This window comes from Flavobacteriales bacterium (assembly GCA_016716605.1).
Taxonomy (GTDB): domain Bacteria; phylum Bacteroidota; class Bacteroidia; order Flavobacteriales_F; family PHOS-HE28; genus PHOS-HE28.
The window spans coordinates 2338740-2351354 of the sequence record JADJWA010000001.1 but is presented as its reverse complement, the minus strand read 5'-3'; the positions used below and the strand labels follow the sequence as shown (position 1 = coordinate 2351354).

Below are 12615 nucleotides of genomic sequence, written 5' to 3'. Positions count from 1 at the left end.
ATGGTGGAGTTGCGGGCGGCGAATCTAATCGGCCAGCGTGGAAGGGGTGTGCAGCGGCGTGTAGCTGGTGCGGAGGTAGTGGAACACCAGCGCCAAGGTGCCGACCATGACTACGCCGCCCACGATGAAGGGCAGATCCACGCCCCACGCATACAGCGGTCCGGCCATGGCAGGACCCGCTACGCGACCCAGTGAGGAGAAGCCCTGATTCTGGCCCATCACTTCACCTAGCTCATGGGGACCTGATTTCCGACTGAGGATCGAGACCAGGCTCGGGTTCAGGCAGGCATTGCCCACGGCGCCGAGCACCATCGGCACAAGGCTCATCAGCACGAAAGCAAGGCTGAGGTCGATGGAGGCCGGCAGGCCATCCGCGCCCATGATCACATCCGCGCGATCCCCCACCGGAACGAAGGGAATCAGCGCCAAGCCGAGCCCCACCATGATGCAGCCATAGATCATCATGCGCCGTTCGCCCCACCAACGCTGGAACACGCTCACCAAAGCGCCCTGCGAAACGGCGCTGAGGATGCCGACCATGCTGAACATGAGGCCCGTCTGGTCCACCGTGAGGTGGTAGCGCTGCATCCAGAGGAAAGCGATGCTCACATTCATCATGCTGAAGGCCGTGATGTACACGAATCCGATGAGGAAGATGTCGCGGAAGCGCTGGTCCCTGAGCGCGCGGAAGGTGCTGGCCACCGGTTTGAAGTTGATGGGCCGCGCGCGATCGGGATTCGCCAATGACTCAGGAAGCATGAACACCACGCCGATGAGGTTGAGCAGGCACAGCCCTGTGGCGAACCAGCCCACCGCCTCGATACCGCCCATGTGGTGGAAGACGTAGCCACCCATCGCGGGCCCGAATGCGAAGGCCAATCCGAACGATGCGCCGATGATGAGCCCGATGCGCTTAGCGCGGTCCTTCGGCTCGGTCATATCACTCACGTAGGCTTGCGCGGCGGCGATGTTGCCGCTGCCGATGCCGGTGAGGAAGCGCGAAACGAAGAGCAGGACGATGCTGGTGGCGTAAGAGAAGACGATGTAGCTGATGGCCGTGATGACGATGGAGACCATGATCACCGGACGGCGCCCCACGCGGTCGCTCATGCTGCCCCAGATGGGCGAGCAGAGGAAGACCATGAGCGAGAAGAGCGCCGCGCTCAGCATCACCAGATCCTCGCTCGCGCCAACTGCTTCGCTGAAATAAGGCACCACCGGGATGAAGAGCGTGAACCCGATCAGGTCGATGAAGATGGTGAACCAGAGGATGAAGAGTCGGCGGTCCATGCGAAGGCGGGCGAAAGTAGACCGGCGCCGGAGGCGCACGCTACTCCACCGCCACGAAGGGCCGCGCCACCGCGGTGCCCTTGCGCACGTAGGGCCGCACGATCAAGCGGATGGTGTTGCGCCAGCTCAGGTATTTCCAGCCCCAATTGAAGAGCACCACGGCGCGGTTCCGGAAGCCCACGAGCTGCGCCACGTGCACCAGCATCCACAGGAGCCAGGCCATGGTGCCGCCGAAGTTCCATTGGCCGATATCCACCACGGCCTTGCGCCGGCCGATCACGGCCATGCTGCCCTTGTCCCGATAGCTGAACGGCAGGGGCTCCTTCCCTTCCGCGCGGCGGATGAGATTCCTGGCCAGGTGCCGGCCTTGCTGGATCGCCACGGTGGCCACCTGCGGATGTCCCTTGGGGTACGCGGGCTCTTCCATCAAGGCCATGTCGCCCAGCACATGGATGTCGTTGAAGCCCTGTATCGCATTGGTGCGATCAACCATGAATCGGCTCGCGCGCTCATTCAAGCCGGCTTCCAATCCGGGAATGGTCACGCCCTTCACCCCAGCCGCCCAGATCACGGTGTTGGTATCCAGGGCGCTGCCATCATCCAAGGTGATGTGGTCATCATCGCCGCTCACCACGCGCTTGTTCAGCAGCAGCTCCACGCCCAGCTCCTTCAGGTACTTCCCCGCATTGCTGCTCGACTTCTCCGAGAAGTTCTTCAGCACGCGGTCATTGCTGTCGATGAGCACGATGCGCATGAGCTCGCTGTGCATCTCGCGGTACTCGTTGCGCAGCACGGTGCGCCGGATCTCAGCCAAGGCGCCGGCCAATTCAACGCCCGTTGGCCCCGCGCCCACGATCACGAAATTGAGGCAGCGCTTCAGCTCGGCCTCCTCCTGCAGCACCAGCGCGCGCTCGAATTCCTGCAGGAAATCGCTGCGGATATCGAGTGCCTGACTGATGCTCTTGAGCTGCATGGCCACCTCGGCCATCTGGCGGTTGCCGAAGAAGTTGGTGGTGCTGCCCAGCGCGAGCACGAGGATGTCGTAGCCGAACTCGCCTACGTTGGTCTCCACGCGCTTCTGATCCGGCAGCACGCGCAGCACCTCGGCCATGCGGAACGCCACGTTGGGCATGGGCCCCACGGTGCGCCGGAACGGATGCCCGATGCTATCGGCGCCGAGGCTGGCGGTGGCCACTTGGTACAGCAGCGGCTGGAAGCAGTGATGATTCTGCTTATCGAGCAGCAGCACCTTGTAAGGCTTGCCAGCCAGGTGCTGGATCAGCTCCAATCCGGCGAAGCCGCCGCCGACCACCACCACCTTGGGGTACGGCAGTTTGTCGTAAACATGCTTTTCGATCGTCCACATGGGTTGCGGGCTGAAGGCGGAGCGAAGATCCGGACATTTGTCGCCCCGCATGAACCACGCTGACACGATCGCGGCCATTTCAACCGCACCCGGCACGGGGGCCATTGCGCTGCTGCGACTCTCGGGCCCGGAAGCGGAAGCGATCGCACGTGCGGTCAGCGAAGGCTTACCGGCGGATCTGCATGAGCGCTGCGCTCACCGTTGTGCATTCCGCGAAGGCGAGGGCCGCATCGACGACGGCCTGCTCACCTTCTTCCGCGGCCCGCGCTCCTACACCGGTGAGGATATCGCGGAATTGGCCGTGCACGGATCGCCCTACATCCAGCAACGATTGATTGAGGCGATGCTCAATGCGGGCGCACGCCTTGCGCAGCCCGGGGAGTTCACCCAACGCGCATTCCTGAATGGCAAGCTCGACCTGAGCCAGGCCGAGGCCGTGGCCGACCTGATCGCCAGCCAGAGCGCCGCGCAGCATCGCCTGGCCCTGCAGCAGTTGCGCGGCGGCTTCGGGCAGCGCATCGAGGCGCTGCGGCAGGAGCTGATTGATTTCTCGGCGCTGATCGAGCTCGAGCTCGACTTCAGCGAAGAGGACGTGGAGTTCGCCAATCGCCCCGAGCTCATCGCGCTGCTCGATCGCATCACGGGCATCTGCACCGGGCTGATCGAGAGCTTCCGCTATGGCAATGCCGTGCGCCAGGGCGTCCCCGTTGCCATCGTGGGCGCGCCCAACAGCGGCAAAAGCACCTTGCTCAACGCATTGCTGCAAGAAGACCGCGCCATCGTGAGCGAGATCCCCGGCACCACGCGCGACACGGTGGAGGAGGCGATCACCATCGGCGGCGTGCTGTTCCGCTTCATCGACACGGCCGGCATCCGCAAGACCGACGACACCGTGGAGAAGCTCGGCATCGAGCGCAGCTACAAGAAGGCGAAGGAAGCAGCCGTCGTGGTGCTGCTGGGCGATGCCAGCGTGATGAACGAACAGGCTTTCGCCTTGGAATCCGCCATGCTGCGCGATCGCGTCGGTGACGGGCCCATGATCATGCCCGTGCTGAACAAGAGCGATGTGGCGCCGGTGAAGGCTGCGGCCACGCTATCCATCAGCGCCAGGACCAGCGAAGGGCTGGAGCAGCTGAAGCAGCGGCTGCTCGATCAGGTGAACTCCCTGGCATCGCCTGCCGACATCGTGGTGACCAATGCGCGGCATGTGGATGCGCTCACCAAGGCGCGGCAGGCGTTGATCGATTCACGCGCCGCCATTGAGCAGGGCATCAGCGGCGAGCTGCTCGCGGTGGACCTCCGCGCGGCGCAGCGCCACCTGGGCGAGATCACCGGACGGATCACGCCGGATGACCTCCTGGGCAGCATCTTCGGGCGGTTCTGCATCGGGAAGTGAGCGGATGATGCCGCGATTTGCGGATCCGTTCGGCCTGCCGAAGCCATGGCGCCACGTTCCGACCGGGTGCAAGCGCGGGACCTACCTTCGCCGGCACGAACCGTGCGCCTCGCCCTGCTCCTTTCCCTTCTGCTCCTCGCAACCGGCGCTCTCCCGCAGGCCCCTCAAGAAGGCCGCATCGAAGTGCTCTGGGGCTGGAACCGTGATGCCTACTCGGCGTCCGACATCCGCTTCACCGGCGAAGGCTATGATTTCACGCTGCACGCGGTGCGCGCCACGGACCGCCCATCAGACGTCTCGATCGAGTACCTGAGCCCCACCAAGCTCACCCTACCGCAGACCAATCTGCGCATCAACTACTCACTTACGGAGCACTGGGCCGTCGGCATCGCCTTCGACCATATGAAGTACGTGATGGCGCAGGACCAGCAGGTGGGCGTCAGCGGCACGCTGCCGGAGATCGCCGCGCAGCGCGCCCAAGGCGGAAGCATCACCCTCGACCGTGAGTTCCTCACCTACGAGCACACCGATGGCCTCAACTTCGTGAATGCGCGCATCGAGCGCCGCGACCGCCTCGCGCGGCTGAACCCGCTCCGCCTCGATATCGCCTCCGCCGCAGGACTCTCCGTTGGTGCGCTCGTGCCGCGCACGGCTTGCCGCTTCCCCGGCAAACAGCTGAGCGACGACTACCATCTCTCCGGTGGCGGTATCGGCCTGCACGCCGGGGCGCGGCTCACCTTCCTCGGCTGCATCGTGATTGCCGCCGAAGCGCACGGGGGCCGGATCTGGATGCCCGATGTGCGCACCACCCACGAGGCCCGCGACCGCGCCTCACAATCCTTCTGGTTCTTCGAGGGCGCGGTCATGGTGGGCGCGTCTATCCGCATCCATGGCCCGCGAAATGGCCCGTGAGCGGAGCGCGGGCCGCGTCTCGTTGGGACATATTACCGACTGGACAGGTCTGCGCTTCGAGAACCGGGTGGTGCTGCGCTCATCGCGATTGCGACTTCAGATGCCATGACGCCCCTTCTCGCCGCCTGCTACTTCGGCCCGGTGGAACTCTACCGGCTCTTGGCGAAGCATGAGCACGCCATCATCGACGTCGGTGAGCACTATGTGCGCCAGAGCTACCGCACGCGAACCCGCATCGTAGGGCCCAACGGTCCGCAGGACCTGTGCGTGCAGATCGCGCATGACCGCGCCCACGAAGAGGCCGCGGCAGGCCATCTCCGGAAGATGCCCATGCATGCCGTCGGCCTCTCTTATGCCGAGACCTGGCCGCAGCAGCACTTGCATGCGATCCGCAGCGCTTACGGCAACGCCCCGTGGTTCATCCATTACATCGACGAGATCGCGGATGTGCTCAGCGCAAGGCACGCGCGGCTGATCGATCTGGACCTGGCCACGCTCAAGCTGGGCTTGCAATGGCTTGGGCTGACACCTGCGATCGATGTGAAGCATGCCTACGTGGAGAATGACCAAGCGGCCTACCTCGACCTCCGCTCGGCCTTGCACCCCAAGAAGCCGCTGCCACCCGATTTGGGAGCGGACGCACCGTACGCACAGGTCTTCGAGCTGCGCCACGGCTTCGTGCCCGCGTGCAGTGTGATTGATTTGGTGATGAACCTGGGCCCTGAGGCGCGCGGCTGGCTCTTTCACGGCTGATCAGAGGTACCAACACGGCATTTCCCCGGAAAAACCCTTTCTTCGCGGGCCATTCCCGAAACTTTCACCAACCACAACCCCATGAAGACCCCGTTCCTGCTGTCCTTGGCCACAACCGTACTCCTTGCTGCCTGCGGCGGCGGTGGAGACATGACCCCCACCCAAGTGGCGGAGAAGTACCTCACGCACCTGAACAAGATGGAGTTCAAGGAAGCCAAGGCTTACGGCACCGAGAAGACCGCTGGCATGCTCGACCTGATGGCCGGCATGGCATCCATGATGCCCAAGAACGAGAACGCCTCCTTCAAGATCTCCGGTGAGGCCATCGAGGGCGACAAGGCTACGGTGACCTACCGCACCGACGGCAAGGACGCCGATGAGACCCTGAGCCTGGTGAAGCAGGATGGCAAGTGGCTCGTGGACATGGCCAAGGAAGATGGCATGGGCGAAGAGGGCGGCGATATGATGGAAGACATGAGCAGCGGCCTTGATTCCTTGATGGAAGAAGGCGGCGAGATGATGGAGGAAGCTGGCGAAGCGATGCAGGAAGCTGCTCAGTAAGCCGCTCTTACAATAACCATACAGACCTTGAACCCGGGGCATGGCCACAGCGGCCGCGCCCCGGGTTCATTCCTTCTGGTGGTTGATGATCACCTCGAATCGCGCAGTATCGAGCAGGCGCATGAAACGGTAGCGGCCCGCCTTGTCACCGGCAGCGGGCGCATCGAACACATCGATGCCATAATCGTCGCGGATGATGCGCCACACCAGTTCGGAGCAGTAGATGCGCGTGGTATCGTCCAAGTCGAAGTCGTGGTCGAATGGCACCTTACGGCGGAGCAGCTCCTTGGCGCGTACGGCGATCATCGAACGGTCCGCTGAGGTGCGCAGGCGGCTCACGATCACGCTGCCCGGCTTGCTCTGGCCCACGAAGGACTGGAGCCTATGGGATTGCATGCCATCGGCCTCGCTCACGCTGCTGCTCACCGAGTGGATCACCCAGAGCGCGCTATCGTGCTCCGCGATGACCCCGCAATGCGAGACATCGTATTCCTCCGAGAGCACCGAAGAGATCATGTCGCTCACCAGGCCATGGCCGCGGCGCAGGATGATGTCGCCGGGCTGCAGTGCGGCCACTTCGGCTCCACTGAGCACATAGCCCGTTGTGCCCTCTTCGTTCCCTTCCGCCGGGAATACCTGCCATAGCACGGCGGCAAGGACCACGATGGCCACAAGTCCTATCCACCGAAAGTGCTTCATGCGAATGCGCGAAGGTACCGGGCGGCGCAGCGTTTCTTGATCGGCGTCAAGCGATCGGGCTGCATGTTGCCATCACTTTCGTCCCATGAAGCCGATTGATATCAGCGCGCCCGTCTGGCTCGATCGCGGAGAATTCCCGTTCGCCACGCGCACCTACCACCATGCCGATGGCCGCATGCACTACGTGGACGAAGGACAAGGACCGGTGCTGCTCTTCGTGCATGGAACGCCGGATTGGAGCTTCGGATTCCGACAGCTCATCAAGGCCTTCCGCGATACGCACCGATGCGTGGCCATCGATCACCTCGGCTTCGGCTTAAGCGATAAGCCAGCACAGGCCGACTGCACCGTTGCGGCTCATGCTCGCCGGCTCCAGGACTTCATCGCGGATCTCGCATTAGAGGACATCACCTTGGTCGTGACGGACTTCGGCGGGGGCATCGGATTGCAGCACGCGCTCGAGCATCCGGGCAACGTGAAAGGCATCGTGCTCTACAACACGTGGATGTGGGACCTGATGCCCGACAAGCGCTTCAGCCGTCCGACCGCCAGCATGAATTCAGGGTTCGGCAAGTGGCTCTACCTCCGATTCGGATTCAGCGTGAATTTCATGATGCCCAATGGCTATGGCAACAAGGCGAAGCTGAGCAAGGCTGTCCATGCGCACTTCAAGAACGCGCTGCCCGACGCCGGCTCGCGCGCAGCCACCTTCGCCTGTGTGCAGGAGATCAAGAACGCAGGACCGTTCTGGGACGCGCAATGGGCGAAGGTGGGCCGACTGCGCTCCATTCCGACACTGCTGTGCTGGGGCATGAAGGACCGCTTCTTCCCGCCCGACCTGCTGGAGCGCTGGAGACACGCCTTGCCGCAGGCTACCGTGCGCACTTTCCCCGAGGCCGGGCACTTCGTGCATGAAGAAGCGCACGAAGAATTGGTGCTGGCGATGCGTTCCTTCCTTAGTGCGTTCCTTCCTTGATGCGTGCCGTTCCTGAGACGAGCCGAAGCCAAGCATGCGGCCAAGGATACCTTCGGCCCATGCTCAGATCCTGCCTCTTCGCATCACTTTCGCTCAGCGCTCTCCACGCATTCGCGCAGCCGCGCGCCAATCCCGCCGGGCCAGACCAATTCATCTGCGGCAATGCAGCCACCATGCAGGCCGATCCGCTCTCGTCGGGCGAAGTGGGCGTGTGGAGCGTGCTCCAAGGCACCGCCTCCTTCGCCAACCAGAGCTCGCCTTCGACCCTGGTGGTGGGCATGAGCTACGGCGAGAACGTGCTGCGCTGGACGATCTACGGCAACGCCGGCACCACCTCGGACCAAGTGTCGATCTGGTGCTACAACAGCGCTTCCCCGGCAGCGGAGGCCGGGCCTGACCAGACCGTGCCGCCCTGGCCGGGGTCGGTGCAGCTGAATGGATCAGTGCCCATCGCGCCCGCCACCTGCTTCTGGACGATCCTTTCCGGCAGCGGGACATTCAGCGACCCAACGGACCCACAAGCGCTGTTCACGGCACCGGGACTTGGCACCAACGTGCTGCAATGGAGCTGTGACAACGGGCCGTGCACCAGCACCTTCGATGCCGTGGTGATCGAAGGCGTGGTGGGCGTGGGCGAGAGCCAACCGCAGATCATGTCCATGCGGTACAATGCTGCCATGCAAACCATTGTCCTCGAAACCAACGGCGAAACCGTCGACCTCGCGCTCTTCGATGCACAAGGAAGGATGGTGCATCAGCGCTCGCTGCCGGCGGGCTCTTCCTCCTGGATGGTAGGGGACTTGCCGCAGGGCATCTACACCGTGCGTTCGCAGCAAGCAGGCGCCGCTGCGACCATGAGGTTCGCGGTGTCACGCTGAGCAGCACGGAGGCGTTGGCCCATGATGCCCGCGCGCCATGGACTACCTTGCGCCGCGATTACCGCAAGACCAAGCACGAGAACACCCCCACATGGCCACATTCGAGAAGCGCGAGAAAGAGAAGAAACGATTGCAGAAACAGGAGGAGAAGAAGCGCAAGAAGGAGGAACGCAAGGCCAACTCCCCCGGTGGCGGGCTGGAGAACATGATGGCGTACGTGGACGAGTTCGGCCGGATCACCAGCACGCCGCCCGATCCCACCAAGGTTCGCAAGGAGATCGACATCTCCGAGATCGAGATCGGGGTGCCCCGCCGCAGCAAAGAGGATGAGATGCCCGTGGAGCGCGTGGGCCGCGTCGATTTCTTCGACACCTCGAAGGGCTTCGGCTTCATCAATGAGGATGGCTCGCGCGAGCGCCTCTTCTTCCACATCAGCGGATTGATCGACGAGGTGAAGGACGGCGACAAGGTGACCTACGACGTGGAGCGCGGCCCGAAAGGGATGAACGCCGTGCGGGTGAAGAAGGCCTGAACAACATCGGGCTGCGCCCGGGTCAATGGTCCGAGGTCTATGGTCTTAGGCCTGACGCTTCGGGCCTAAGACCATAGACCTCGGACCTGGGACCATAGGCCTTCTATCTCCCACCGCTCCTACTTTCGGCCCATGGCCGAGAAGATCGACATCGAAGCAGCGAAGAACGAGGACAAGAACAAGCTCTCCGTCAGTGAGCTGCACGCACGCCTGAAGAAGATCCACCTAGGCGGCGGCGAAAAACGCATCGCCAAGCTCAAGGCCGACGGCAAGATGACCGCCCGCGAGCGCATCGACGCACTGCTGGACCCCAAGCGCCCGCGCATCGAGATCGGTGCCTTCGCGGCCGAGGGCATGTACAAGGAGCACGGCGGCTGCCCCAGCGCGGGTGTGGTGGTGGTGATCGGCTACGTGAGCAAGCGCCAGTGCATCGTGGTGGCCAACGACGCCACCGTGAAGGCCGGGGCCTGGTTCCCCATGGCGGCCAAGAAGAACCTGCGCGCCCAGGAGATCGCCATCGAGAACCGCCTGCCCATCATCTACCTGGTGGACAGCGCCGGCGTGTACCTGCCGATGCAGGACGAGATCTTCCCCGATAAGGAGCACTTCGGTCGCATCTTCCGCAACAACGCGGTGATGAGTTCCATGGGCATCACACAGATCGCCGCCATCATGGGCAGCTGCGTGGCGGGCGGCGCCTACCTACCCATCATGAGCGACGAGGCCCTCATCGTGGAGAAGACCGGCAGCATCTTCCTCGCCGGCAGCTACCTGGTGAAGGCCGCCATCGGCGAGGACATCGACAACGAGACCCTCGGCGGCGCCACCACGCACAGCGAGATCAGCGGGGTGACCGACTACAAGTGCAAGGACGATGAGGACTGCCTCAAGAAGATCCGCGCTATCATGGACAAGCTCGGCAAGCCCAAGGACGCGGGCTTCAGCCGTGAGAAAGCTGTGGCGCCCAAGGCCGACCCGAAAGAGATCTACGGCATCCTGCCCAGCGAGCGCGCCAAACCCTACGACATGCGCGAGGTGATCGCGCGGCTGGTGGACGATAGTGAATACACCGAGTACAAGGAGGGCTACGGCCAGAGCATCATCACCGCCTACGCCCGCATCGACGGCTGGGCCGTGGGCATCGTGGCCAACCAGCGCAAGGTGGTGAAGAGCAAGAAGGGCGAGATGCAGTTCGGCGGCGTGATATACAGCGACAGCGCCGACAAGGCCACGCGCTTCATCGCCAACTGCAACCAGAAGAACATCCCGCTGGTCTTCCTGCAGGACGTCACCGGCTTCATGGTGGGCAGCCGCAGCGAGCACGGCGGCATCATCAAGGACGGTGCGAAACTGGTGAACGCCGTGAGCAACAGCGTGGTGCCCAAGTTCACCATCATCATCGGCAACAGCTACGGCGCCGGCAACTACGCCATGTGCGGCAAGGCCTACGACCCGCGCCTGATCGTGGGTTGGCCCAGCGCCCAGGTGGCCGTGATGGGCGGCGAGCAGGCCAGCAAGGTGATGCTCCAGATCGAAGTAGCCGCGCTGAAAGGCAAGGGCGAGACCATCACCCCCGAGAAAGAAGCTGAACTGCTCAACCGGATCCGCAGCAAGTACGAGGAGACCATCAGTCCCTACTACGCGGCGAGCCGGTTGTGGCTGGATGCGGTGATCGATCCGTTGGAGACGCGGACTTGGATCTCGTTGGGGATAGAGGCGGCATCACAAGCGCCTGCTACGCGGGAGTTCAATATGGGTGTGTTGCAGACGTAGAGGTATTGGGCGTGCCCCGGCTCAAATGCAGGCGGGGTCCGGCTTTCCGCTGCAAGTCCGCACTCGTCGTTCCTCCTCGCTTGCGGGCTTTCCGCTTCAATCCGTCACGCGAAATGCACGGTCGCTATTGGTGCTTCAGAGCAACCTGTCTGAGCCAATCTTTCAACGGCGTTGCCTCATAGGTATGTCCGTCAAGCTCCAGGAATATCTCATGCTGATAGTTCTCCTTGATTACGGCACGTTCATCAGATTGGTCCGCAGCTACAATGTCCATCTCCACCCAGTTGTTCATTGGGCGAATGTTGTCGATGTACTTCGCATCGAGCATCCCAAGCGTCCTGCAGAAGTCCTCAACGTCTGTGCGATCTTCCAATCGCAATCTCTCGTGCTGGGTGAACTGCCATTCAGCGTCGGGCCATTTCCAGCTACCAGCACCAATCACGACTGCCGAGACCGCCTTGGGATCAATAGTGGCCTTCTTTTCCTTGTCGAACAGGTATTCACCGAGGAACAATTCATGCGCAACGAATAGCAGACACAGCGTATTTGATATCACCGCAAGAACGATGAACCGTCGCCGTTGAACGCGATCCTTAAGATCAAATCCGAGAAGCCTCATGGTTTTTCAAATGTACTGGCCGCAGTCATCACCGGTTGAACCGGTCCCCTTTCCATTTGGCGGGCCCGCCTGCCGGAGGCAGGGTTGTCGCGCGTTGGGGCCGATCATGATCGGCCCGCCCTGCCACCGAACCGGTCGCGTTCCCAATTCATCGGATTGTCGCGGATATACCGGGCAATGCGTTCGTGTTCCCCGTCATCGCGGATCACGCGGTCCCAATAATTGCGTTGCCATACGGGCGTGCCGTGGGGCAACAACCCATCGCGGTACGCCAGGCGCGTAACCGCGGATTTGTACGCCCGCACAATGCGCCCCAACGAACCCACGGGAACGATGGGCATGGTGCGTCCGGTGGTATTCGCGGGCGGCGCGGGTTGGCGTAGGGGCCGATCATGATCGGCCCGCATTTGTGCGTGGGGCGCGTTGGCCGTGTTACCGTCGGTCGCGGTTTCCGGAATTCCGGTTTGCGTCGTTGCATCTGGTTCCGGCATGGTGTCGGGCCGTTGCGGGGAATCGTGGTCCGGCATGGTATCGGGCCGATCATGATCGGCCCCTACGGGAACCACCACCGCACCATCCGGCCGCACCAACCGTTCCCGTATCACCACGATGCCATGAACATGGTTGGGCATCACCACGAATTCACCGACATCCACATGCGGCATGTGTTGCGGTATCGCGTCCCAACACCGCTGTGTCAATTCACCCATCGGCGATCGGCGCAATGCGCCATCCACGATCTTTCCGAACAGGTGCGATCGGTCCTGCGTGCAAATGGTCAGGTAATACGCACCGACGCCGGCGTAATCGTACCCCGTCCATCGGTGGCTCGCACGGTTCTGCAGGTCGGCCATGGCATT

General features: G+C 62.9%; 13 protein-coding genes. 8 read left to right on the top strand and 5 right to left on the bottom strand.

Translation table 11 applies throughout. The features are described 5' to 3' along the window. Positions 1–24: 24 nt before the first annotated feature. A complete protein-coding gene (locus IPM12_09400; GenBank protein ID MBK9148014.1) occupies positions 25–1290 on the bottom strand; it encodes an MFS transporter in 1266 nt (421 codons plus the stop codon). A 40-nt stretch (positions 1291–1330) separates the two neighbouring features. Then, entirely contained in the window at positions 1331–2656 is a 1326-nt protein-coding gene (locus IPM12_09395; protein MBK9148013.1) for an NAD(P)/FAD-dependent oxidoreductase, read from the bottom strand. Positions 2657–2705: 49 nt separating this feature from the next. Between IPM12_09395 and mnmE the strand changes: the two genes are divergently transcribed. The 4 genes from mnmE to IPM12_09375 all read left to right on the top strand — a co-directional run bounded on the left by mnmE (position 2706) and on the right by IPM12_09375 (position 6278). Continuing rightward, complete coding sequence (mnmE, locus tag IPM12_09390; GenBank protein MBK9148012.1) at positions 2706–4052, top strand: tRNA uridine-5-carboxymethylaminomethyl(34) synthesis GTPase MnmE; 1347 nt, start codon at positions 2706–2708, stop codon at positions 4050–4052. A gap of 102 nt (positions 4053–4154) precedes the next feature. After that, positions 4155–4964 carry a hypothetical protein gene (locus IPM12_09385; GenBank protein MBK9148011.1) on the top strand — a complete coding sequence of 270 codons (810 nt, stop codon included), beginning with the start codon at positions 4155–4157 and terminating at the stop codon, positions 4962–4964. Between the two features lie 105 nt (positions 4965–5069). Continuing rightward, entirely contained in the window at positions 5070–5717 is a 648-nt protein-coding gene (locus tag IPM12_09380) for a WbqC family protein (protein ID MBK9148010.1), read from the top strand. A gap of 81 nt (positions 5718–5798) precedes the next feature. Continuing rightward, positions 5799–6278: a DUF4878 domain-containing protein gene (locus tag IPM12_09375; protein MBK9148009.1), complete on the top strand. Its 480-nt coding sequence runs from the start codon at positions 5799–5801 to the stop codon at positions 6276–6278. A gap of 66 nt (positions 6279–6344) precedes the next feature. Here the strand turns inward: IPM12_09375 and IPM12_09370 are convergent, their stop codons facing one another. Beyond that, positions 6345–6977 (bottom strand): hypothetical protein, encoded by a 633-nt coding sequence (locus tag IPM12_09370; GenBank protein MBK9148008.1) that lies wholly within the window; start codon positions 6975–6977, stop codon positions 6345–6347. Between the two features lie 85 nt (positions 6978–7062). Between IPM12_09370 and IPM12_09365 the strand changes: the two genes are divergently transcribed. From IPM12_09365 to IPM12_09350, 4 genes are all read left to right on the top strand, one after another. Further along, positions 7063–7953: an alpha/beta fold hydrolase gene (locus tag IPM12_09365; protein ID MBK9148007.1), complete on the top strand. Its 891-nt coding sequence runs from the start codon at positions 7063–7065 to the stop codon at positions 7951–7953. A gap of 59 nt (positions 7954–8012) precedes the next feature. Next, complete coding sequence (locus tag IPM12_09360) at positions 8013–8831, top strand: T9SS type A sorting domain-containing protein (GenBank protein ID MBK9148006.1); 819 nt, start codon at positions 8013–8015, stop codon at positions 8829–8831. 91 nt (positions 8832–8922) lie between these two features. Beyond that, positions 8923–9363 carry a cold shock domain-containing protein gene (locus IPM12_09355; GenBank protein ID MBK9148005.1) on the top strand — a complete coding sequence of 147 codons (441 nt, stop codon included), beginning with the start codon at positions 8923–8925 and terminating at the stop codon, positions 9361–9363. Between the two features lie 144 nt (positions 9364–9507). Further along, entirely contained in the window at positions 9508–11136 is a 1629-nt protein-coding gene (locus IPM12_09350; protein MBK9148004.1) for an acyl-CoA carboxylase subunit beta, read from the top strand. 124 nt (positions 11137–11260) lie between these two features. On the opposite strand, the gene IPM12_09345 is transcribed toward IPM12_09350, so the two are convergent. Both IPM12_09345 and IPM12_09340 read right to left on the bottom strand, forming a co-directional pair. Then, positions 11261–11755: a hypothetical protein gene (locus IPM12_09345; GenBank protein MBK9148003.1), complete on the bottom strand. Its 495-nt coding sequence runs from the start codon at positions 11753–11755 to the stop codon at positions 11261–11263. A gap of 104 nt (positions 11756–11859) precedes the next feature. Beyond that, positions 11860–12609, bottom strand: a complete 750-nt coding sequence (locus IPM12_09340) for a hypothetical protein (protein ID MBK9148002.1) — start codon at positions 12607–12609, stop codon at positions 11860–11862. Between the last annotated feature and the right edge of the window lie 6 nt (positions 12610–12615).

Excerpts from the sequence above, each read along its gene's own strand:
- IPM12_09400 (MBK9148014.1), bottom strand. The coding sequence starts at position 1,290 with ATGGACCGCCGACTCTTCATCCTCTGGTTCACCATCTTCATCGACCTG.
- IPM12_09395 (MBK9148013.1), bottom strand. The coding sequence starts at position 2,656 with ATGTGGACGATCGAAAAGCATGTTTACGACAAACTGCCGTACCCCAAG.
- mnmE (MBK9148012.1), top strand. The coding sequence starts at position 2,706 with ATGAACCACGCTGACACGATCGCGGCCATTTCAACCGCACCCGGCACG.
- IPM12_09380 (MBK9148010.1), top strand. The coding sequence starts at position 5,070 with ATGACGCCCCTTCTCGCCGCCTGCTACTTCGGCCCGGTGGAACTCTAC.
- IPM12_09375 (MBK9148009.1), top strand. The coding sequence starts at position 5,799 with ATGAAGACCCCGTTCCTGCTGTCCTTGGCCACAACCGTACTCCTTGCT.
- IPM12_09370 (MBK9148008.1), bottom strand. The coding sequence starts at position 6,977 with ATGAAGCACTTTCGGTGGATAGGACTTGTGGCCATCGTGGTCCTTGCC.
- IPM12_09365 (MBK9148007.1), top strand. The coding sequence starts at position 7,063 with ATGAAGCCGATTGATATCAGCGCGCCCGTCTGGCTCGATCGCGGAGAA.
- IPM12_09360 (MBK9148006.1), top strand. The coding sequence starts at position 8,013 with ATGCTCAGATCCTGCCTCTTCGCATCACTTTCGCTCAGCGCTCTCCAC.
- IPM12_09355 (MBK9148005.1), top strand. The coding sequence starts at position 8,923 with ATGGCCACATTCGAGAAGCGCGAGAAAGAGAAGAAACGATTGCAGAAA.
- IPM12_09345 (MBK9148003.1), bottom strand. The coding sequence starts at position 11,755 with ATGAGGCTTCTCGGATTTGATCTTAAGGATCGCGTTCAACGGCGACGG.
- IPM12_09340 (MBK9148002.1), bottom strand. The coding sequence starts at position 12,609 with ATGGCCGACCTGCAGAACCGTGCGAGCCACCGATGGACGGGGTACGAT.